Source organism: Corynebacterium sp. sy017 (assembly GCF_017918135.1).
In the GTDB taxonomy this organism is placed as follows: domain Bacteria; phylum Actinomycetota; class Actinomycetes; order Mycobacteriales; family Mycobacteriaceae; genus Corynebacterium.
Map to the genome: position 1 here is coordinate 519,029 of NZ_RZUE01000002.1, position 22,057 is coordinate 541,085.

A 22,057-nucleotide genomic window follows, 5' to 3' on the forward strand; every position below is an offset into this window, starting at 1 on the left:
AAATCCTTACTCGTCAATGCTGAGAAGGACCATGGGGGAGTGAGTAAAACAAGAATGAGGGGGCGAATAAATGGCAACTTATCCAGCAAATACATATGATCTGATTGAACCAGAAGAAATGACACCAGATCTCATCATTAGCGTTATAGATACAGCGACGATTTTTGAGAGATCTGGTGCAGATTCGGTTTATAGATATGACCTACCTGCTAGTGGTGTAACTCTTGGATGGGCTCTCGAAGCTATTGCGGATCAAGCCCGGACGATGCTTGCGGCGATCTGGTCAGACGCAGAGATCGCAGTAGATGCAACTGCAGAAGTCGCTGAGCATCTTGTTGGGTACTTCGTCGAGAGAGGAATAAATGCGTATGCAGCTGAAGTGATAAGGGAACAAGAGCTGCCAGATACGGCTCAATCGTATGAAGAAATACAACGACCGAGAAAATCAGTGCAAAGAAATATCTTTAGCTGGGTCAATCCGCTGAGATTAGCAATTATTTTTGTTGTCGTAATGGTAATTATTCTTTCCTGGATCACTTTAGGCAAAGAGACTAAAGAGAACACTCACAATTCTGTTTACGAAGCTCAAGCACAAGAGGACGCAACAGAGCAGCGCAGTGGCTCAAGAATTAGTGAAGAAACCAAAGAGAGAGCTAAGCACAGCAAAAATCAAGAAAAACAACAGGATTCAGGGCAAGTGGTGCTTGAATCCGAAGTGCTCCTGGTTAGTTTACCGATGGGTTTTCATTGGGAAGAAAAAATGGAGTCTGGTCAAGTAGATACTAACCAAATTCTTACAGCTACTGGGCAAGATAAAGATTTACGTATTTTGTTATCCATTGAACCGATGCATGATTTATCACCGCAGCAAATAATCGATGAAATGCGCACAACAATTGATCTTGATCCAACTCTATCGCATACTGCTCCTCTGGAAACAAAGCGGGGTAAGGAACACATTGGGTACCGTGAAAGCCCTGGAGATGGTTCAACGGTGCAATGGTCGGTGTGGGTAGAAAATGCGTCGATCTACTCCGTGGGATGCCATGTACGAGCTCAAGAAACACTCAATATCTCTCAACGGGCAACGTGTCGGATGGCGATTGAGAGTGTGGCACCTAGAAATGCATGAGAAACAGAAGAAAAAGAAAATAGCATGAATACTTTTCAGATATTTTTTATAACTCAGGGAACCTAGAGAAAACATAGAGCGTCTAAAACAATAAGTCCACAATGATGTGGGCTATTACGTATTCATAATGAGTGAGCTCAATGGAACTCTAATATGGAAGTATTGGAATTTTTCATTAGGCTGAACTCTTTTTATCGCTTTATTTTAGAAGAACCTAACAGTGTTCCAGATAAAGCATGATAGGAGGGGACTTATGTCTGGATTATTGAGAACAGAAGCCGAAGTGATGGTATCTACTGCGGCTCGAGTGGATGACACCAACAACGAAGTGCAGGGCGAATTGAATAGGTTGCGTGGAGTGGTGGATTCTATTCGTGGAGCATGGGCAGGTTCGGCGCAAGTCAGCTTTGATAATCTCATGCAACGTTGGAATAGCTCAGCGCAGAACTTGCAGCAAGCACTGGGATCGATCAGTGATAATATCCGATCCAATGCGCGTTCATTTGAGAATGTTGAAGCAGATAATGCACAAGCGTTTTCTAGTGTGGGCGGTCAAGGTTTAGCGTTGTGATAGCGATAAACATGGGAGGAGAAATACAACTTCTTCTTGCTAAAAAATATCGGCAATTAGCGCGATATCTAGCTCGGCGACTCAGAAAAGCAATAAGCGGTCATGAATATATGGCCTGAAATTATTGTATGCAATCAGAAAATAAGGGGGAAATATGGACATGATTAAATATGGTTTCGGCGAAATTGAAACCGCTGCGGGTGATATTCAATCAACTTCTGGTCGAATTAATTCCTTGCTGGAAGGACTTAAAGCACAGATTCAGCCTATGGTTTCTGCATGGGAAGGCAGTTCTGCTACTGCGTATCAAGAAGCACAACGGCTATGGGATCAGTCTGCAGCAGAACTGAACACGGTGCTAGAAACTATTGCTCAAACTGTTCGTAATGGTAATGATCGTATGAGTGAGGTGAACCGTATGGCAGCTGCTTCCTGGGGATAAAATCCACAGGCTACTTCCTATAACACAATTCTTCTAATCTTCTTTTATTCATGAGCTCCTTTGGCGTCCTTATTAGTCAAGGCAGGTGACGCTGCCCAGCCAAGGAGCTCAATAACGTTTCTAATGGATATTTGGAAAAAGCGTTTTAATGCTTTACTATTGATTATTCGTGTGCATAAGGCATATTTGTCTGAAGTAGCTTATAGGGGTTCCTATAAGGTGCATTATCTTAAAATATGCAGAATGTAGTATCGGGTCACCACCGGCCGCCGGTATTTATGCTTATGTTCGTTTTGGCTGGCAGCAATCTAGACAGACTTATGAAGGAGTCATAGTGTCTACTTACCACCCAAAGAGCGGTGACATTACCCGTAAGTGGTATGTCGTCGATGCCACTGATGTGGTTCTGGGGCGCCTGGCAACACACGTAGCAGATCTTCTACGTGGTAAAGGTAAACCACAATTTGCCCCTAACGTTGATTGTGGCGATCATGTGATCGTTATCAACGCTGATAAAGTTCATGTTTCCTCTAATAAGCGTGAGCGTGAAATGCGTTACCGCCACTCTGGTTACCCAGGTGGTCTGAAGTCTATGACTCTTGGACGTTCTTTGGATCTTCATCCAGAGCGTGTTATTGAAGAGTCTGTTCGTGGAATGATGCCACACAATCGTCTTAGCCGTGCTTCTGTAAAGAAATTGCACGTTTTTGCTGGTTCTGAGCACCCATACGCTGGTCAGCAGCCAGAAACTTACGAAATTAAGCAGGTGACACAGTGACCGATCAAAACGTAAATAACCTTGAAGCTGAGGCAGCAGACATCGCTGCTGCTACTGCAGCGACAGAAGAGTTCACCAATACTATTGGTGATTCGGTGGCTGTTGAAGCTGATGTAGAAACAACTGCTCCTGCATATCATGAGGGGCCTATCCAGACTGTTGGACGTCGTAAGCGTGCTATTGTACGTGTTCGTCTGGTTGAAGGATCTGGACAGATTGTATGTAATGGTCGCCCATTTGAGGAATACTTCCCAAATAAGTTGCACCAGCAGCTCATTAAAGCTCCTCTTATGCTTATCGATCGTGATGGTCAGTTCGATATTCACGCAAACCTTGGCGGTGGCGGACCAACAGGTCAAGCAGGTGCGTTCCGTTTAGCGATTGCTCGTGCGCTGAATGTATACAATCCTTCTGATCGTCCTGCGCTCAAGAAAGCTGGCTTCCTTACCCGTGACGCTCGTGCTGTTGAGCGTAAGAAGGCTGGTTTGCACAAGGCACGTCGTGCGCCTCAGTACTCCAAGCGTTAATTTCTTCGCTTTATGTTTTAGCTTCCCATTCGTGGGAAGCTTTTTTATTTTTCTGATTAGGTGAGATTTTTTATTTTAGCGAGGTGTCATTGGAGTGCTTCCGAGAGTTCACGAGAGACTCTTGGCATTGCAACAAGAAAATACTTGACTATCTTGCATAATGGAGTTCATGACTGAATTATTTGGTACCGATGGTGTACGCGGACTGGCAAACAAAAACCTTACGGCAACCTTAGCGCTTCGCTTAGGTGCGGCAGCAGCTCATGTGCTTACTGCTGGGCATAGTTCTGCAAAGCGTCGACCATTAGCTGTGATCGGGCGTGATCCACGTGTTTCAGGAGAAATGCTTGCAGCTGCTTTAGCTGCTGGTATGGCAAGTAGAGGGGTGGATGTTTTGCGCGTGGGAGTTGTCCCTACTCCTGCAGTAGCGTATCTCACTGATTTTTATGGTGCAGATATGGGGGTTGTTATTTCTGCATCACATAACCCCATGCCAGATAACGGCATTAAGTTTTTTTCTAAAGGCGGGCATAAACTACCAGATAGCGTCGAAGAGCAAATCGAATCAGCATTAGAGGAGTTGCCGGAAACTGGTCCCACAGGGCATGGAATTGGTCGGGTAATTGAGGAGGCTGTGGATGCACAGCAGCATTACCTGGAGCATTTGGAACAAGCAATGCCTAGATCTCTTGAAGGAATCACTGTGGTTGTTGATTGCGCCAACGGAGCCGCAAGCGATATCGCTCCTAAGGCCTACGCAGCCGCAGGAGCAAAAGTGATTGCGATCCATAACAGTCCTAACGCCTATAACATCAATGATAATTGCGGCTCGACGCACATTGAGCAGGTACAACAAGCGGTTCAAGAGCATGGTGCTGATTTGGGGTTGGCGCATGATGGCGATGCTGATAGGTGTTTGGCTGTTGATGCTTCAGGGACCGTCGTCGACGGCGATCAGATTATGGCGATTCTTGCTTTAGCCATGAAAGAAAATGGTGAGTTGCGTAAATCAACCTTGGTGGCAACTGTCATGAGTAATTTGGGTCTACGGTTAGCGATGGAAGAAGCAGGTATTGATTTACTTACGACGAAAGTCGGCGATCGTTATGTATTAGAGGAGCTTAGGACTGGTGGCTATAGCCTTGGTGGTGAGCAATCAGGGCATATTGTGCTGCCAGATTTTGGTACCACTGGTGATGGTACTTTGACTGGTTTGGCTTTGATGGGGCGCATGGCGGAAACTGGTAAAACGCTGAGCGAATTGGCTGGAGCTATGCGTGTGCTACCACAGGTTCTGATCAATGTGCCTGTTGTTGATAAAACGATTATTACTTCTTCTCCTAGCGTTATTGAGGCAATTAACCAGGCGGAACAGGAATTGGGCGATACTGGCAGAGTATTGCTGCGTGCCTCGGGAACAGAGGAATTATTCCGTGTGATGGTGGAGGCTGTTGAGTCTGATACTGCGCGACGTATTGCAGCGGATTTGGCGGCTGTGGTGGCTAAGGTCAGCTAAAAAATAAATTATGGAACCTATGTGTGTGAGGAGTCGTCTTTTGTAGTTAAGGAAGAAAAGTAAACAACAATAAGGGGTGGGGCATGCAATTGCGTGTGAATGAATCATTGTCAGTGCTTCAGACGTTATCGGATATTCTTGGGGAGAGACGAGCAACTCATGAAGCACTGCCTCCTTGCGTCGATCCTGATATGGGAGGACGCGATTTCAGTGTTTATGCTCAAGCATTACAAGCTGCTTATGAAAAAATTTATCGCAATACGGCACATAGATTAGATTTATTGGCAGCTGGTGCGCAAAAAGCACGGCAGCAAGTGCACAGTATTGTGCGTACAGATGAGCAGAATGCTCGGGCATTGGGGGAATAAACTGTGACAGCACCACTTATCAATGCCGCTATCAGGTTATTTTCGCGATCTGTGCAGTCGTTGGCAACTGCTTCACGCGGTACATACGCAGGTCCAGCAATTGGTATCGGAGAATTAAATCATGCACTGGGTGCCACGCAGGGGTTGGATGTAGCTGGTCTCCAGAAAGCGAGTGCAGCTGGCATACAAAAACTCGGTGGATTGCCATCATTGTATAAGCCACTGTATGACATATTCGTTGATACAGCCGGTGGGTTTCTTGTGGAAGGAATCAAGAAGCTCATCGACAAAATTGATGACGCTATTTCTGGAGCAAAAGACGCTAAGAAAGAAACACAAGCTGCTACTGAGGCAATAAAAGAAATAGACGAAGAGCATTGTGCCCGAACACAGCAACTCACAGAACAATTGCTCAATGTGATTACAACTATCAGTGACACACTCAATAGTTTGGATCCTGAGAAACAATTACCGGAGTTTATTGATCTAGTAAAATCCGGTTCCAGCCTTATCGACGAATGTGCACAGGCAATTTTGCAATTATCGCAGAGTCGAGATGAAAATATTGAAGGCTGTTTCCAAAAACTGGTCGATCACTGTCAAGCAATTGGTGATCAGGGGGCAGCTGAAACATCTTCTGAGCAAAGTAGGATATGCGAACAAGAGAAAACACCAGAGCCTACTAAAAACCAGAATAGTGCTCAAATAGGGCAAGGACAGAATACTTGTCCGGCACCACCTACTGGTACCGCGACACAAAGTAGATCTGTGCCGCCACCTGTTGAGCCTGCTGTTATTCCTACTACACCGGAAGTGCAGCCACCACCTGTAAATGCATTATCTACAGCTACGCAACCTGCGGCAGCAGTACCAACTGCTCCGGTTACTACACAGGTGCCAACAGCTCCAGCAGGGGCAATGACCCAAAACATTCATATTTCCTTAGGGACTAATAGCACCATGCCGGCAATGGTTCCTACAGATAATCCATCTGTGGCAGGAACGGGAACACCGCAATATCAGCAGGTACACTACGGCTTACAACCAACACCAATGCAGTACACGCAGCCACCATCACAAAATATCGGCGCAGATGCATCGCTATTGGGTAGCAATTCTTTGCTGAGTACAGATACTGGTGCGTTCTCTTATCAAGGTAGTGCTGAGGCTATCACTGCATTGAGTGCACAAGGACAACAACTATGTCAGACGCTATCTGGAATCGGGGCACGTTTTATGAGCACTGGTCTGGATTGGGTACTAGAACAGGCGCAGCAATATGAGGAATCTTTAACTCAACTTGATACAGTCGAGCAGGAACAGGCTAGTGCTGACCTTGCTACCGACACATCAGCTAACGATACTACACCTTCTCAACCCTCTCAGCCGGAAGAAAAGAACATCGTCACGCAACCTGAACCTGCTGCACATATACCTGCTGATCCGCCTGTCGCTACGCCTGCTGATCCACCTGTTCAACAGAAACCAGAATCAGACTCTGCTCACGCTACGCAGGCACCACCACAGCCTGAGCAGTCGGTAGCACAACCTCAACCTAATGATGAAAAAACCTGTGCAGCAGAGACAAAACCAATAGTGGGTGCCCAAGTGCGGACAGGCGGAAAAATTAGTGCGGATCTTTCTCAATCGAGTGATATTTCTGTTAAAAAGGCAGGTGCTTGGTAATGGAATATGAGGAATTTATCGAAAGATTTAAGAAACGCACTCAGGAAAGATTAGAAGAGTTTGAGCGGGCAGTAGCCCAGGTGAAAGCAGAGGCTTTAGCAGGTAATGGCACTGAAAAAGATGGCGATGGTCGTCGAAAAGCAATGGAAGAATACAGCTTGAGAGATAGAGCTGCCTCGAGTATTCTGCCCCAGCACCAGGGCAGAAATAGACGAGGCAAGGTACGCGGTGTGCTGAAAAAATTGTAGTGAATAGTTACTCGGGGTGGTTAACTAAGAAAAGGGATTTTTGATGTGGAAACTACATCGGCTTTTTCTTCTAGTTCTTCTCCCCAGAAAGAAGTAACCTTTTTCGCCTCGGCTGCTTCGTCGCTAAAACCAGAGTATTTCTTTTGCCCATCAAGCTGATGCAAAAGGAATCCTGTGGTCAGACCACGAATTAGCTCACGGTGAGACATTTTAATGCTGCCGATACCAGTGAAAAGCTTGAAGAACGTGTCCTCGGTAAGACTTTGGTGGGTAATATCCTCAAGTTCACGATAAGCAACGCTACCTTTCCACGCCGTTGCAATTTTCGGCGCATTGCCATAGTCGAAAATGGGATTTTCTTCAGCAGCTAAAATCAGACCTGGTGCCTCTACAGAACGAGCACTAATCTCAGCTGGTGGAGTAGAAGCAGAGGGAAATAAAGCTGCAACCGCTGCAATTTTAGGACGATGTGCAGCAGCAAGAATCGCTGCTGCGGCACCCATACCATGCCCCACAACACCGAGCTTGCTAGGAGACACCGTAATATTTCCAGTACCCAAACGCACACCAGAAAGTATCTGCAAGCATGATTCCAAATCAGCTGCAAAGCCATGTTGGTTAGGTTGGAATCCTTTTTCTGTATTCGGTGCAGCCACGGCAATTCCCCAACTAGCTAGGTGACGTAGCGTTGCATGGTACTTTGAGATGTCTTTCATCCAGTCATGCCCAAAAGCAATGCCTGGAATGTTCTTCCCCTCGGCAGGAGTATAGATTTTTCCAGGTAAACCGGCATAATCAAGGTCGCCAACGAGAACTCGATGTGGACCACGCTTGGATAATTTTGACAAATGTTTGTTTAGATTTTCAGCCACAACTACCAAGAATAGAGGATTTAGCACAAAGAGGGCGGATTTTAAGGAAATTGTCTCTTGAATGGTTGATGAGATTTTCCTCGTATGGGCATATTGCGCAGAGGTATTGATCAAATTCCAAGACTAACTCAAACTAATGGCATGATATTAACCATGCACTTGCTTGAAACCCGCATTGATCTTTCTGCCATTGCACATAACACAGCGCACCTCAAAAAAATGGTTGCTCCTGCACAGCTCATGTGCGTGGTAAAAGCAGATGCATATAATCATGGCGCTGCACGTGTAGCGCCTGTGATGGCTGCACATGGGGCAGATCAGTTTGGTGTTGCAACGATAGATGAGGCATTGGCACTGCGTCGCAGTGGTATCACACAACCAATCTTGTGTTGGATCTGGTCGCCGGAGCAAGATATTCTTGCAGCGATTGCCGCAGATATTGACCTGGCGATCGTTTCGCCTCACCATGCTTACGCCCTGGCAGGTAAGAACGCGCGAGTATGTGTGAAAGTAGATACTGGATTGCATCGTTCTGGAGTGGATCGGCAGGACTGGCTGGATGTGTTTGGATTCTTAAAATCGCACCCGGAGCTGGAAGTGACCGGTTTATTTAGCCATTTTGCGTGTGCAGATGATGTATCTAGTTCCTATACGGATCAACAATTGGCTGTTTTTCATGAAGCAATTGAGTGCGCCCGTGCTGTGGGGTTAAGCATTCCGAAAAACCACATTGCTAATTCTCCTGCGACCTTATCGCGCCCTGATACCCATTGTGATATGGTTCGCCCTGGTGTGGCGATTTATGGTATGGAGCCAATTGCTGGGCGTACGCATAACCTGCGTCCAGCATTATCATGGGTGGGGAAAATTACTGTGGTTAAACCTATTCGAGCGGGTGAGGGCAGTAGCTATTCTCTGACCTGGCATAGTAAACGCGATGGTTATATTGCTGTGGTTCCGGTGGGTTATGCAGATGGTTTGCCGCGTATGGCTCAGGATCATCTCGAACTTACCATTAGAGGACATCGCTATAAACAAGTGGGTCGTGTTTGTATGGATCAGATAGTGGTGGATTTGGGAGATAATGTTCATGGTGTATCTCCTGGTGATGAGGCAATTATCTTTGGGGCTGGCGGCATGAGCGCCACGGAGTTAGCGCAACGGCTAGGTACGATAAACTATGAGATCATTTGTCGCCCTAGCGGACGTAGCGTGCGAGTGTATCACTAAGAAGGGGCAGAGAAAGTGCATGATTTTCCATTAAGCGGACGACGTCGCCTAGAAACAGTATCTGACACGCAAGATTTTGCTGAGGAGCTAGGTAAGCATCTTGAGGCAGGCGATGTGGTTATCTTGTCAGGCCCTGTGGGGGCAGGAAAAACCACATTTACTCAAGGATTGGCTCGAGGATTAGGGGTGAAAGGGCGCGTTACCTCGCCGACCTTTATTATCGCTCGGGAACACGCTAGTTTGAGCGATGGTCCTGCGCTTATCCATGTGGATGCTTATCGTCTTATTGATGGCGAGGCGGGAAATGCCGTCGGGATGCTTGATAGTTTGGATCTAGAGACTGAGTTGGAGCAGGCAGTGGTTGTAGCCGAGTGGGGTGGGGGGTTGATTGAGCGCATAGCTGAGAACTATTTAGTCATTGAGTTTGATCGTAGGACTGCTTGGGAACAAGATGCGCAATCACAGGCGCGTATTCTTAGTTGGCAATGGGTGGAAGGCACGTAGCAGTGCCTGCGGTCAGTGTGACTGAGCCAGTTATTACCTGTTCCTAAGCTCTGCTAGGCTTTTAGCAGAAATGAGATTAGTGAGGTAGGAATAATAATGACACTTGCACCCAAGCTCAAAGCAGCTGTTGCCGCATTGATTGTGCTTTTCGCTATTGGACTGGGCGCTTTGGTGGCTTTCGGTCAGTTGAGTCCAGCTGCAGATCAAACCGGACCATTAGAGAAGAAACTTAAGAGTATTTCCGCTAATGGTATGAATACAGCGGCAATAAAAATTTCTGATGTTTATGGTGAAGATACCGCTGGTATTATTGCCGCGTGTCCTGGTATTACTGCTGGTTCATTTAAGCAGATGGGCATTGATTTATCTTCTGTTTCTTATCCAGTCAATGGACCACAGCGTGATGAAAGCTATTTCGTTATCTTAAATGGTGAGAACTACAAGCCTAGTTTAGAGAAATTTGACAGCAATAAGGTTGATTTGTGTACATCAGGTTTGTCGGGGACCCCTATTGTCGATGATGGCGTACTCACTTTTATTCATAATCCAGAGCAGGATACCTGGATTTTGCTCGCGTATTCTCCACTCTGAGCGTCCTCTTAAGCATTGTTAGCATTTGTCGGCATTGTCAAAATTAGGATTAGGTATTAGGTAATTGTGCTTATTCTTGCAATAGATACCTCCACTTCTGATTTAGTAGTGGGATTAGTGCGCGTTGATGATGCTCATACCTCGGCTTCCGCGTCGCAGCCACAAGAGTATGAGCTTATCGACGAGCAGGTGTTGGTGAATACTCGCCAACACAATGAGCTACTCACCCCTACCGCGGTGCAGCTTTTGGCTAATAATGATCTCACTTTGCGTGATGTGTCTGGATTTGTGGTTGGGCTAGGGCCTGGACCTTTTACTGGGTTGCGTGTGGGCATTGCTACTGCTGCAGCTTTTGCTGACGCATTATCGGCGCCTATTTGGGGTGTATGCTCACTCGATGCGGCTGCTCTCGAGTGCCAGCGGCAGTATCACGGGCGGGTGCTTATTGCCACGGATGCGCGTCGTAAAGAAGTGTATTGGGCAGAGTATGTAGATGGTGTTCGGCAGCATTATCCACAGGTAGGAAAACCTGAAGATTTATCTGGGGATCATATTGATGTGGTGTCTATTCCAGATCATCTTGTTGCACGACTACCAGAATCTTTATCTGAGGTCGCACGTACTCATGCGCGTCCTGGCGCATTATCTTTGGTAAAAGCGGTGGATTGGGCAGCTCCTGCACAGCTTCAACCATTGTATCTACGACGTCCTGATGCGCAGGTTCCAGTACCGGTGCGTGTATCATCTGCCTTAGTTTATCCGAAGCAGCCTTGATCTGCTTTTATGAAAAATAAAAGAAAATAAAAGACGAGATGAATGTTGAACTGCGTGAGATTACCGCCGACGATTGTGCCAGACTCGCACAATTAGAGGAAGTATTATTCCCAGGTGATAGCCCCTGGACGCTATCAGATTTCGTCCATGAGATTGCCCAATCGCACACGTTTTATATTGGTGCGGTGATTACCACTGCTGAGGGGGAACAGCTATTGGTGGGTTATGCCGGGTTGGCTATGTTGGGTGTTGCTACGGAACCAGAGTTTGAGGTGCATACGATAGGCGTCGATCCGCGTTTTCAGCGTCGCGGAATTGCGCGATTGCTCATGGATAACCTCACTCATATTGCCGATTCTTATGGGGGTGCTATGTTCCTGGAAGTGCGTACTGACAATGAACCAGCAGTGTCGTTGTATCGTGCCTATGGGTTTGAGCAGATAGGCGTGCGCAAGCGTTATTATCAACCCTCGGGCGCTGACGCTTTTACTATGCGACGCTCACCGCAACTCTTAAAGAAATAAAGCTAGGATATGTCTGTGATTATTTTGGGTATCGAGTCCTCTTGTGATGAAACAGGCGTTGGCATTGTCGAGCTTGCCGACGATGGCACAGTAACGGTGTTGGCTGACGCAGTTGCCAGCTCGATGCAAGAGCATGCACGCTTTGGTGGTGTAGTTCCAGAGATAGCGTCTAGAGCTCATCTGGAAGCGATGCAACCAGTGATGAAAGAGGCGTTGGCGCAAGCTGGAATTGATAAGCCTGATGTGGTGGCGGCAACTGTTGGTCCAGGTCTGGCTGGGGCGCTTTTGGTGGGGGCTTCAGCGGCAAAGGCCTATGCAGCTGCTTGGGGGGTGCCGTTTTATGGTGTTAATCATCTGGGTGGGCATGTGGCAGTAGCAAACTTGGATGGGCAAAAACTTCCACATTCCATTGCTCTGTTGGTTTCTGGTGGGCATACTCAGTTATTGGAAGTGACTGCGGTTGGGAAACCTATGAAAGAATTGGGTTCTACTTTGGACGATGCTGCAGGGGAAGCCTATGACAAAGTCTCTCGCTTGCTAGGTTTGGGTTATCCTGGTGGACCCATTATTGATAAGTATGCTGCTCAAGGGGATAAAAAAGCTATTGCTTTTCCGCGTGCTTTGGCAAAGAAAGAAGATATGCGTGGTGAGCATCGTTATGATTTTTCTTTTTCTGGCTTAAAAACTGCAGTTGCGCGTTATCTTGAGCAAGCAGAAAAAGAAGGTCGGAGCGTCGATATTCATGATGTATGTGCTTGTTTTCAAGAAGCGGTCTGTGATGTTTTAAGTCTTAAAGCTGTTCAAGCGTGCAAAGATACAGGTGCGCAGGTATTGCTCTTAGGTGGTGGGGTTGCTGCGAATTCTCGATTGCGTCGATTGCTTGGTGATCGGTGTAGCGCACAAGGAATTGAGCTGCGGGTTCCCCAACTCAAACTGTGCACGGATAATGGCGTCATGATTGCGGCGTTAGCGGCAGAGTTAATTGCTGCTGGTGCTGCGGAGTCGAGTTTGACTGTTGGTACCGATACGGGGTTGGACGTAGAAGTACCGTTGCTTATTGCGGCGGAATAAGGAGGAAGATGTCGTGAATATATCCTCATGTTCGCTTTTAGCAAAAATATGAGTGCCAATGTTGAGGGTTGGCACTCGTGAGGGTAGAGTGCCAATAAGGTTGTCAAAACACACAGTTGTTCACCCGCGACGACGGCTGTGCTGGAATCACAACCGGCACATGATAAGAAAACTCTTAACTCACGAAAGGAACATCGTGGCTAACGTCAGTATTAAACCGCTTGAGGATCGTGTTCTCGTCCAGATCAGTGAGGCAGAAACTACCACTGCTTCTGGTTTGGTAATTCCTGATTCTGCAAAGGAAAAGCCACAGGAGGGCGTTGTTGTAGCAGCAGGTCCTGGTCGTTTTGATGGTGATGATCGTGTCCCTATGGACATTAAGGTTGGCGATACCGTCGTATTCTCTAAGTACGGTGGAACTGAGCTGAAATATGACGGTCAAGAGTACCTTCTTCTTAACGCTCGCGACGTACTGGCTATCGTCGAAAAGTAATAGAGGACGTATAACACAATGGCAAAACTAATTGCATTTAACCAGGAAGCTCGTGAGGGCATCCTGAGAGGTGTAGATACACTCGCTAATGCAGTGAAAGTAACCTTAGGGCCACGTGGTCGTAATGTGGTTTTAGATAAGTCTTTCGGATCGCCAACAGTTACTAATGACGGTGTCACCATTGCGCGTGATATTGATGTAGAAGATCCTTTTGAGAATCTTGGTGCGCAACTTGTTAAGTCCGTGGCGGTAAAAACCAATGATATCGCTGGTGATGGTACCACCACTGCAACATTGCTTGCGCAGGCGCTTATCGCTGAAGGGTTGCGCAACGTAGCTGCTGGTGCCAATCCTATTGAGCTTAATAAAGGAATTGCAGTCGGTGCTGATTATGTAGTGGATCAGCTTATTGCACGTGCTACTGAAGTATCATCGTCTGCTGATATTGCCAATGTTGCTACTGTGTCTTCTCGCGATGAAGTAGTCGGTGAGATGGTTGCAGCAGCAATGGAAAAAGTGGGCAAAGATGGTGTGGTTACTGTGGAGGAATCACAATCAATTGATTCCTACCTCGATGTAACTGAAGGTGTGTCCTTTGATAAAGGATTCCTTTCGCCTTATTTCATTACTGATACTGATAGTCAGCAAGCAGTGCTTGAGGAACCATTGGTTCTTCTGGTTCGCAATAAAATTTCTTCACTTCCAGATTTTCTTCCACTGTTGGAGAAGGTCGTGGAGTCTGCTAAGCCAGTTCTTATTGTTGCTGAGGATGTTGAGGGTGAACCGCTACAAGCATTAGTGGTCAATTCAATTCGCAAAACTATTAAAGCTGTTGCAGTTAAGGCACCGTATTTCGGTGAGCGTCGTAAAGCATTCATGGATGATTTGGCGGTAGTTACTAATGCTACGGTCATTGATCCTGAGGTGGGTGTAAATCTTCACGACGCTTCCGCTGAGGTTTTTGGCCGCGCGCGTCGGGTAACTGTTACCAAAGATGAAACCATCATCGTTGATGGCGCTGGTAGTGCAGAAGCGGTAGAAAATCGCCGTGCGCAGATTCGACGAGAGATTGAGAATACTGATTCATCGTGGGATCGAGAAAAGGCACAAGAGCGTTTGGCTAAACTTTCTGGCGGTATTGCTGTCATCAAAGTAGGTGCTGCAACGGAGACAGAAGTATCTGAGCGTAAGCTACGTGTCGAAGATGCTATTAATGCTGCTCGTGCTGCTGCGCAGGAGGGCGTGATTGCTGGCGGTGGTTCTGCGTTGGTTCAGATTTCTGCTGGATTAGAGGAATTTGCACAAGAACATGATGCAGATGTACGTGTAGGCATTATTGCTTTGGCTCGTGCTTTGCGTAAGCCCGCATACTGGATTGCACACAATGCCGGTTTAGATGGTGCAGTTGTGGTTGCGCGTATTGCTGAACAAGAAAATGGTTCTGGTTTTAACGCGGCAACCCTTGAATACGGAAACCTCATTGAGCAGGGCATTATTGACCCAGTGAAGGTTACCCATTCTGCAGTGGTTAATGCTACGTCAGTTGCTCGTATGGTATTGACTACAGAAGCATCTGTAGTAGAGAAACCACAAGATGAAGCTGCACCGAATGCGGCTGGGCATAGTCATTAAAAGACGAGTAGTGGGATAGTGATTCTTACTCTTTGAGAGTAGGTCATGAGATTATAAAAACTCCTCAGCACAGTGCTGAGGAGTTTTTGCTATTTTCGCACGATAGCTAACTAGCCAACTTCTGTCTTGCAGTAAGTGCTTGCACTTTCTAGACGGTTACGCTTGCGCGTCGTTTAGTACGAGAACGAAGAATAACCATTCTTTCTGTCTCTGACATTCCACCCCAAATGCCATAAGGCTCGGCAACGCTTAGTGCGTGTTCGCGGCATGCCTCAAGAACTGGGCAAGAATTGCAAATTGCTTTTGCACGTAGTTCGCGTTGTTGGCGAGCACGTCCACGCTCTCCATCTGGATGATAGAAAACATCTGAGTTTTCCCCGCGGCAGGCACCGTGTAATTGCCAGTCCCAAAAATCTGAGTTAGGACCAGGGAGTAGATTTGGTTGAGACATATAAAAATCTCCTCTAACTTGTGCTGATTGCTTAGCCTAGTGTGAATTCTTTAGGTGAACAGTTGGTAAAACACTTTTGACTGATTCGTTGAGAAAAAGCGAAAATTAATCAAAAAGACATTTTTGGGGTAATGTGCACCTGCCCTGGTCTGCGCAAATGGAAAAAGTTAAAAAAAGGTTAATTTTTCCCAAGGTTCTATAAAATGATAGAAAATAGCAGAAAAGCGTCGTTGCGTTAGTCAAGATACAAGGGGACGGGAAATAACGGAAAATGCAGAGAACAAAGGGGTAATCGGATATGTGGAGGGAAAAATTTTCTTGATTCCAAGCCTAAGGATCTGATCCTAAGACTGACTAAAAGAAGTCTAAGAATGTTTCTCAGGGATATTTTAATTCTTTGTACTTTGCTGCGGTATCCTATATTTATATTTTGGTAGATATTCTAGATATCTCAGTTAAAACTTTAAGCATCGTGATATGAAAAGGATTATGTTCTTTTGTAGAACATAGCCTGGCAAGAAATCGATAAAGGATTAAAGTCTGTGAATAGTCATGAAGAAGAACTAGCAAAGGTGGTGCCTTTGGCTGTTGCTGGTGATCTTCATGCTCTAGAAAAAGTAATTCGGATTATTCACCCACTCGTCGTGCGTTATGCTCGCGCCAGGATAAATGGCGATCAGCATCCGACGGCAGATGATGTTGCCCAGGAAATTTGTTTTGCAGTAGCTACTTCTATGAGAAGCTACACGGATCGTGGAAGACCTTTTATGGCATTTGTCTACGCGATTGCTTCTCATAAAATAGCCGATGCGCATCGAAGTTATTTTAAGGACTTATCGAGTCCAACTGCAGAATTGCCAGAAGTTGAAGATCGACATTCTCCTGAAGAGTATGTTCTGGTAAGCGATGGTAGTAACAAAGTCCGTCAGCTTCTCGATTCACTGAGTGAAAAAGCGCGCGAGGTTTTAATACTGAGAGTTTTTGTTGGGTTAAGTGCCGAAGAAACAGCAGAAATAGTAGGAAGTACGCCAGGAGCGGTAAGGGTTGCACAGCATCGTGCGTTAACGGCATTAAGAAAAATTATTGAATCAGGAGAAAATAATGGGTAAGCGAGATGAGAAAAATAGTCGGGGGGGGGGGCTTGAATTCTTCAATTCTTCATGAGCTAAAAAGCGATGAAGAGTACATAGCGTGCTTGTCGCGAGGCGAAGTCCCGGCATCAGGGCATGATGGCACGATTGATCCTAGTGCTACCGCATTATTAGCTTTGCGTAAAGAGATTCTGACTGATGTGCCACCCCCACCTACATTGGCGCAATTAGGAATTACTGATGCGTCGGGGTCTGTATCGGAGCCGTTGGCTGGTGCGAAATCTCGGAGATACCGTGGATTCTTTTCTGCTGCGCTCATGGGGGCTGCGGCAGCAACATTTGTTATCGCAGGCGGTGGACTAGCTATTCATTCTGCACAACAAGATTCTGCGCTTTATGGTTTGCGCCAAGTGCTTTTCGGCGACCAAGAATCTCATGAGGATGTTATTCAATTAGCTAGCACTTTAGATCAAGTGCGTGAACTCAATGCTGCAGGGGATACTGAAGGTGTGCAGCGGTTATTGACGCAAGCGCAGTCTATTGTGGATAATCTTGCGCCGGTAGATCGTGAGCAGGCAAAAGAAGTGCTTGAGAAAACTGAGCAAAGTATTACTGAACAGCCAAGCGCAGTGCAGCCACCACAGGTAACTGGTGCTGAAAAAACTAATATGCCACTTCCGACGGACGCACCCAATGGCGTTGTTGGGGCGGAATTACCTGGCACGCAGCCATATACGCCTAGTGATGTTATGGTGCCAGAAACGCCTACAGTGATAGAACCTCATACATCAGCGGTAGAAATGGCAGAGCCTGTTGCACAGCAAGAAGTAATTTCTGCCGCTGTACCTGAACCCCAGTCGCCCTTGACGCAACCTATAGAGCTTCTCGACGAGCTTCGAGATTCTTTGGCACATCTTCCTGATGAATCTCCTGGGGATGTTCTCAATCCAGTTCATTAAAATAGTTTGGAAATTAAGTGGCAGGCGTTGGTTTTGGGCAGTTTTTATCTTCTGATTGCTTGGGGGAAAACGCACAATTAACGCTCATGCTTGATCCGTACTAGGGTAGAGATAACACACGAAAGCACGTGCGTTAATAAAAGTTAAAACCTTATCTTGCACAGAAAAACTGACAAAGAGAAATACGGAGAAAAGATGTCACAGTCGTATGTTTCTACCGGTGGTGATGATCCACAAAAAGTAGCACTTGTCGGTCTGACATTTGATGATGTACTACTTATTCCTGATGCCTCAGATGTGATTCCTTCTGAGGTAACAACCAAGACACAATTGACGCGCAATATCTCGTTGAATATACCGATTGTATCTGCGGCAATGGATACTGTGACTGAATCTCGTATGGCTATTGCTATGGCCAGAGAAGGCGGTATGGGTATTTTGCACCGCAATCTTTCTATCGACGAACAAGCACAACACGTCGAAACCGTGAAGCGTTCGGAATCTGGCATGGTTACTGACCCAGTAACTGCTACACCTGATATGACCATTTCTGAGGTTGACGCATTATGCGCCCGGTTCCGTATCTCAGGCTTGCCAGTTGTCGATGAGGAAGGCACGTTGGTGGGAATTTGCACCAATCGTGATATGCGTTTTGAGCCTGACTATAACCGTCGTGTTGCTGAAGTAATGACACCAATGCCATTGGTTATTGCCCAAGAAGGTGTGAGCAAAGAAGAAGCATTACAGCTACTTTCTGCAAACAAAGTGGAAAAGCTGCCAATTGTAGATAAAAATGGCAAACTCACCGGGCTGATCACCGTGAAAGACTTTGTCAAGACTGAGCAATATCCATTAGCTTCTAAAGATTCTTCTGGGCGCTTGCTTGTCGGCGCTGGTATCGGTGTTGGTGAGGAATCGTGGAAACGCGCAGGCGCCCTTGTTGATGCTGGAGTAGATGTGTTGGTTGTTGATTCCGCTCATGCTCATTCGCGGGGTGTGCTAGACATGGTGGCTAAAGTCAAGAAAGAGTTTGGCGATACTATCGACGTGATCGGTGGCAATCTTGCTACTCGAGCAGCGGCGAAAGCGATGATTGAGGCTGGTGCTGATGCAATCAAAGTAGGCATTGGTCCAGGTTCCATTTGTACTACACGTGTTGTTGCCGGTGTGGGCGCTCCACAGATTACTGCCATTATGGAAGCAGCTGTTCCAGCTCATGCTGCAGGAGTACCAATTATTGCCGATGGTGGTATGCAATTTTCTGGCGATGTTGCTAAGGCATTGGCGGCAGGTGCGTCGTCGGTTATGCTTGGTTCTATGCTGGCTGGTACCACAGAAGCGCCAGGTGAAATCGTTGTGGTTGGCGGTAAACAATATAAGCGTTACCGTGGTATGGGTTCCATGGGGGCGATGCAAGGGCGTGGTTTAACTGGGGAAAAGCGCTCTTATTCTAAAGATCGCTATTTCCAAGCTGACGTGAAGAGCGAAGATAAGTTGGTTCCAGAAGGTATTGAAGGTCAAGTGCCTTTCCGTGGTCCTCTTGGTGCTATTACGCACCAAATCGTCGGGGGCTTGCGGGCAGCAATGGGATATACCGGTTCTGCGTCTATTAGCGATTTGCAACAGGCACGCTTTGTGCAGATTACTTCTGCTGGCTTGAAGGAATCTCATCCACACCATATTCAGCAGACTGTCGAAGCGCCAAATTATCGCTAAGGTTGCATCGGTACACAGCTTAAAGAAAAGCCAAAAATAGAACAGAAAGGGTCACAATGCGTGACTACGTAGAGATTGGCATTGGGCGCCAAGCAAGAAAAACATATGACTTAGATCAGTTGTCTGTGTTGCCTGCTCGTCGTACCCGCTCCTCAAAAGATGTCAATACGGAATGGAACATTGACGCTTATACCTTTTCCATTCCTTTCCTATCGCACCCAACTGATGCATTAGCCACGCCTGAGTTCATCATCGAAATGGACAAACAAGGTGGATTAGGTGTTATTAACGCAGAAGGACTGTGGGGGCGCCATCGCGATCTAGATCAAGCAATTCAAGAAGTTATCGATGCGTATGACAATAAAAATAGCTTTCTTCGTTTTTCTGCCAGCAATGCAACAAAGAAATTGCAACAGCTCCATACCCAAGCCATTGATTATGACTTGCTCAGCGAAAGAATAGCTCAGGTGCGTGATAGTGGTGCTACGGTGGCAGTACGTGTATCACCACAGAATGCTAGAGAGTTAGCACCAGTGGTGATTGCAGCTGGTGCAGAACTTCTGCTTATCCAGGGCACCATCATTTCGGCTGAGCACGTTGCCACGGGTGGGGAGCCACTTAACCTCAAAGAGTTTATTGGCACTCTCGACGTCCCGGTTATCGCAGGTGGTGTGAGTGATTACACCACGGCATTACATTTGATGCGTGCTGGTGCTGTGGGGGTTATCGTCGGTAGTGGTAGTAGTGCGCATGAGTCAACATTGGGTATTCATGTGCCTATGGCCACCGCGATTGCTGATATTGCAGCAGCTAGACGCGATTACCTCGACGAAACTGGCGGCCGCTATGTGCATGTGATTGCCGATGGCTCTATTCATGACTCCGGCGATGTGGTCAAGGCTATTGCTTGTGGTGCCGACGCTGTGGTTCTTGGGCAACCACTTTCCAGAGCGCGAGAAGCTGCGGCGCATGGTTTGTACTGGCAGGCAAGTGCTGCTCATCCTCGTTTCCCACGCGGAATGATAGGCTATGATGAGCTCAGCGATTATGACATAGCGCCGGAAGAACGAGTGGGCTTGGAAGTTATTTTGCATGGACCTTCCTCGGATGCGTTTGGTGAAGAAAACTTCGTTGGTGGCCTCAAGCGTGCGATGGCAAAGTGTGGTTATACGGAATTAAAGAGTTTCCAAAAGGTCGGGATATCTGTGCAATGATGTGCGCACCTAGTCTTTGGCGAGGGCTGGTTTTTCAAGAGTTTCGCTCTAGCGCTTTGTGCGCGCTAGACTAGGAAAGCGTGAGCCAACAAAATGTAACGCAACCTGCTGTGAAACATCGACCAGTGCTTGTTATTGATTTTGGTGCGCAGTATGCGCAACTTATTGCACGGCGTATTCGAGAAGCAAAAATCTATTCGGAAGTAGTTCCGCATAGTATTTCATTAGAAGAAGTAAAAGCAAAAAATCCTGCAGCATTAGTGCTATCTGGTGGACCTAGTTCTGTTTATGCTCCTGAGGCACCAGAGCTAGACCCACAGATTCTTTCACTGGGTATTCCTGTTTTTGGTATTTGCTATGGGTTCCAGTACATGACAAAAGCACTCGGCGGAACAGTAAGTGCTACTGGGGATCGTGAATATGGTCGCACTGATATTACCGTCGTGGGTGGTGCACTCCACGAGGGGCTTGAAGCACAACATACTGTGTGGATGAGTCATGGAGATGCTGTTTCTGAAGCGCCTGAAGGCTTTGTTGTTACCGCATCCAGTCAGGGAGCTCCTGTCGCTGCATTTGAGTGCGTGGAAAAGAAGATGGCTGGTGTGCAATATCACCCTGAGGTACGCCATTCTCCTCATGGGCAGCAGGTGCTAGAGCACTTCCTTACTAAGGTTGCTGGTTTGGAGCAGAATTGGACTGCTGCAAATATCGCTGATGAACTTATTGAAGCAGTGCGTGAGCAAGTGGGGCAAGGGCGCGCTATTTGTGGACTATCCGGCGGAGTTGATTCGGCTGTAGCAGCGGCATTGGTGCAGCGAGCAATTGGGGATCGTCTTACGTGTGTGTTTGTGGATCATGGTTTGTTGCGTGCTGGTGAGCGCGAGCAAGTAGAAAAAGATTTCGTTGCCTCTACTGGTGCAAAATTAGTGGTTGTTTCGGAACAGGAAGCGTTCTTAAACAAACTTGCTGGTATTAGTGAACCAGAGGCAAAGCGCAAAGCTATTGGTGCAGAGTTTATTCGTTCCTTTGAGCGCGCTGTCGCTGGTGTGTTGGAAGGGCAGCAGGTTGAGTTCTTGGTGCAGGGTACCTTGTATCCTGATGTGGTGGAGTCCGGTGGTGGTGCTGGTACTGCCAATATCAAGAGCCATCACAATGTTGGTGGATTGCCTGATGATGTTGAGTTTGAGCTAGTTGAGCCATTGCGCTTGCTCTTTAAGGATGAGGTTCGCGCTGTTGGTCGTGAGTTGGGGTTGCCTGAAGAAATTGTGGCACGTCAGCCTTTCCCAGGTCCTGGTTTAGGCATTCGGATCATTGGTGAGGTAACAGCTCAGCGCCTAGAGACTCTGCGGGCAGCTGATCTGATTGCGCGCACTGAGCTTAGTGCTGCTGGATTGGATGAAGAGATATGGCAGTGCCCTGTGGTATTGCTTGCCGACGTCCGCTCAGTCGGTGTGCAGGGCGATGGTCGTACGTATGGGCATCCTATTGTGCTGCGCCCGGTATCTTCTGAGGACGCAATGACCGCAGATTGGACGCGGTTGCCGTATGATGTGCTGGAGAAAATCTCTACTCGTATTACTAATGAAGTACCTGATGTTAATCGAGTGGTATTGGATGTCACCTCAAAGCCACCAGGAACAATAGAGTGGGAGTAATCCTGGCACTAT

At 47.0% G+C, this 22,057-nt stretch carries 24 protein-coding genes; 22 read left to right on the forward strand and 2 right to left on the reverse strand.

Annotation, left to right across the window (positions count from 1 at the left end):
- Window positions 1–70 precede the first annotated feature (70 nt).
- The 9 genes from EML15_RS05775 to EML15_RS05815 all read left to right on the forward strand — a co-directional run bounded on the left by EML15_RS05775 (window position 71) and on the right by EML15_RS05815 (window position 7,268).
- A complete protein-coding gene (locus tag EML15_RS05775) occupies window positions 71–1,132 on the forward strand; it encodes a type VII secretion-associated protein (RefSeq protein ID WP_144273894.1) in 1,062 nt (353 codons plus the stop codon).
- 253 nt (window positions 1,133–1,385) lie between these two features.
- Entirely contained in the window at window positions 1,386–1,703 is a 318-nt protein-coding gene (locus EML15_RS05780; protein ID WP_144273895.1) for a WXG100 family type VII secretion target, read from the forward strand.
- Between the two features lie 154 nt (window positions 1,704–1,857).
- Complete coding sequence (locus EML15_RS05785; RefSeq protein WP_144273896.1) at window positions 1,858–2,145, forward strand: WXG100 family type VII secretion target; 288 nt, start codon at window positions 1,858–1,860, stop codon at window positions 2,143–2,145.
- 334 nt (window positions 2,146–2,479) lie between these two features.
- Entirely contained in the window at window positions 2,480–2,923 is a 444-nt protein-coding gene (gene rplM, locus EML15_RS05790; protein WP_144273897.1) for a 50S ribosomal protein L13, read from the forward strand.
- Window positions 2,920–3,450 carry a 30S ribosomal protein S9 gene (gene rpsI / locus EML15_RS05795; protein WP_144273898.1) on the forward strand — a complete coding sequence of 177 codons (531 nt, stop codon included), beginning with the start codon at window positions 2,920–2,922 and terminating at the stop codon, window positions 3,448–3,450. Before rplM ends, rpsI begins: the two co-directional genes overlap by 4 nt.
- A 169-nt stretch (window positions 3,451–3,619) precedes the next feature.
- Window positions 3,620–4,966 carry a phosphoglucosamine mutase gene (gene glmM, locus EML15_RS05800; protein ID WP_144273899.1) on the forward strand — a complete coding sequence of 449 codons (1,347 nt, stop codon included), beginning with the start codon at window positions 3,620–3,622 and terminating at the stop codon, window positions 4,964–4,966.
- A gap of 83 nt (window positions 4,967–5,049) precedes the next feature.
- The gene (locus EML15_RS05805) at window positions 5,050–5,334 is read left to right on the forward strand and encodes a hypothetical protein (RefSeq protein ID WP_144273900.1); all 285 of its coding nucleotides are present in this window, start codon (window positions 5,050–5,052) and stop codon (window positions 5,332–5,334) included.
- Between the two features lie 3 nt (window positions 5,335–5,337).
- The gene (locus tag EML15_RS05810; protein WP_144273901.1) at window positions 5,338–7,020 is read left to right on the forward strand and encodes a hypothetical protein; all 1,683 of its coding nucleotides are present in this window, start codon (window positions 5,338–5,340) and stop codon (window positions 7,018–7,020) included.
- The gene (locus EML15_RS05815) at window positions 7,020–7,268 is read left to right on the forward strand and encodes a hypothetical protein (RefSeq protein ID WP_144273902.1); all 249 of its coding nucleotides are present in this window, start codon (window positions 7,020–7,022) and stop codon (window positions 7,266–7,268) included. The genes EML15_RS05810 and EML15_RS05815 overlap by 1 nt, the downstream gene beginning before the upstream one ends.
- Before the next feature lie 20 nt (window positions 7,269–7,288).
- On the opposite strand, the gene EML15_RS05820 is transcribed toward EML15_RS05815, so the two are convergent.
- Complete coding sequence (locus EML15_RS05820; protein WP_144273903.1) at window positions 7,289–8,140, reverse strand: dienelactone hydrolase family protein; 852 nt, start codon at window positions 8,138–8,140, stop codon at window positions 7,289–7,291.
- A 153-nt stretch (window positions 8,141–8,293) separates the two neighbouring features.
- Here EML15_RS05820 and alr point away from each other — a divergent pair, with 153 nt between their 5' ends.
- The 8 genes from alr (at window position 8,294) to groL (ending at window position 14,959) form a co-directional block, all read left to right on the forward strand.
- Window positions 8,294–9,370 (forward strand): alanine racemase, encoded by a 1,077-nt coding sequence (gene alr / locus EML15_RS05825; RefSeq protein ID WP_144274164.1) that lies wholly within the window; start codon window positions 8,294–8,296, stop codon window positions 9,368–9,370.
- Between the two features lie 15 nt (window positions 9,371–9,385).
- Window positions 9,386–9,874: a tRNA (adenosine(37)-N6)-threonylcarbamoyltransferase complex ATPase subunit type 1 TsaE gene (tsaE, locus tag EML15_RS05830; protein ID WP_144273904.1), complete on the forward strand. Its 489-nt coding sequence runs from the start codon at window positions 9,386–9,388 to the stop codon at window positions 9,872–9,874.
- A gap of 96 nt (window positions 9,875–9,970) precedes the next feature.
- Window positions 9,971–10,465 carry a hypothetical protein gene (locus tag EML15_RS05835; RefSeq protein ID WP_144273905.1) on the forward strand — a complete coding sequence of 165 codons (495 nt, stop codon included), beginning with the start codon at window positions 9,971–9,973 and terminating at the stop codon, window positions 10,463–10,465.
- 66 nt (window positions 10,466–10,531) lie between these two features.
- Window positions 10,532–11,239, forward strand: coding sequence for a tRNA (adenosine(37)-N6)-threonylcarbamoyltransferase complex dimerization subunit type 1 TsaB (gene tsaB / locus EML15_RS05840; protein ID WP_144273906.1), 708 nt, complete (start codon window positions 10,532–10,534; stop codon window positions 11,237–11,239).
- A 38-nt stretch (window positions 11,240–11,277) separates the two neighbouring features.
- Window positions 11,278–11,763: a ribosomal protein S18-alanine N-acetyltransferase gene (rimI, locus tag EML15_RS05845; protein ID WP_144273907.1), complete on the forward strand. Its 486-nt coding sequence runs from the start codon at window positions 11,278–11,280 to the stop codon at window positions 11,761–11,763.
- 15 nt (window positions 11,764–11,778) lie between these two features.
- Complete coding sequence (gene tsaD, locus EML15_RS05850; protein ID WP_144274166.1) at window positions 11,779–12,834, forward strand: tRNA (adenosine(37)-N6)-threonylcarbamoyltransferase complex transferase subunit TsaD; 1,056 nt, start codon at window positions 11,779–11,781, stop codon at window positions 12,832–12,834.
- Between the two features lie 196 nt (window positions 12,835–13,030).
- Entirely contained in the window at window positions 13,031–13,327 is a 297-nt protein-coding gene (groES, locus tag EML15_RS05855) for a co-chaperone GroES (RefSeq protein WP_144273908.1), read from the forward strand.
- An 18-nt stretch (window positions 13,328–13,345) separates the two neighbouring features.
- On the forward strand, window positions 13,346–14,959 hold the full coding sequence (gene groL, locus EML15_RS05860) for a chaperonin GroEL (protein WP_144273909.1): 1,614 nt from the start codon (window positions 13,346–13,348) through the stop codon (window positions 14,957–14,959).
- A gap of 148 nt (window positions 14,960–15,107) precedes the next feature.
- Here groL and EML15_RS05865 read toward each other — a convergent pair whose 3' ends face one another.
- The gene (locus tag EML15_RS05865; RefSeq protein ID WP_144273910.1) at window positions 15,108–15,410 is read right to left on the reverse strand and encodes a WhiB family transcriptional regulator; all 303 of its coding nucleotides are present in this window, start codon (window positions 15,408–15,410) and stop codon (window positions 15,108–15,110) included.
- 542 nt (window positions 15,411–15,952) lie between these two features.
- Between EML15_RS05865 and EML15_RS05870 the strand changes: the two genes are divergently transcribed.
- From EML15_RS05870 to guaA, 5 genes are all read left to right on the forward strand, one after another.
- Entirely contained in the window at window positions 15,953–16,519 is a 567-nt protein-coding gene (locus tag EML15_RS05870) for a sigma-70 family RNA polymerase sigma factor (RefSeq protein ID WP_144273911.1), read from the forward strand.
- Window positions 16,520–16,551: 32 nt separating this feature from the next.
- Entirely contained in the window at window positions 16,552–17,460 is a 909-nt protein-coding gene (locus EML15_RS05875; RefSeq protein WP_210471996.1) for a hypothetical protein, read from the forward strand.
- A gap of 195 nt (window positions 17,461–17,655) precedes the next feature.
- Window positions 17,656–19,176: an IMP dehydrogenase gene (guaB, locus tag EML15_RS05880; protein WP_144273913.1), complete on the forward strand. Its 1,521-nt coding sequence runs from the start codon at window positions 17,656–17,658 to the stop codon at window positions 19,174–19,176.
- A gap of 56 nt (window positions 19,177–19,232) precedes the next feature.
- The gene (locus EML15_RS05885; RefSeq protein ID WP_144273914.1) at window positions 19,233–20,390 is read left to right on the forward strand and encodes a GuaB3 family IMP dehydrogenase-related protein; all 1,158 of its coding nucleotides are present in this window, start codon (window positions 19,233–19,235) and stop codon (window positions 20,388–20,390) included.
- 110 nt (window positions 20,391–20,500) lie between these two features.
- Entirely contained in the window at window positions 20,501–22,045 is a 1,545-nt protein-coding gene (guaA, locus tag EML15_RS05890; protein WP_144274168.1) for a glutamine-hydrolyzing GMP synthase, read from the forward strand.
- Window positions 22,046–22,057 lie beyond the last annotated feature (12 nt).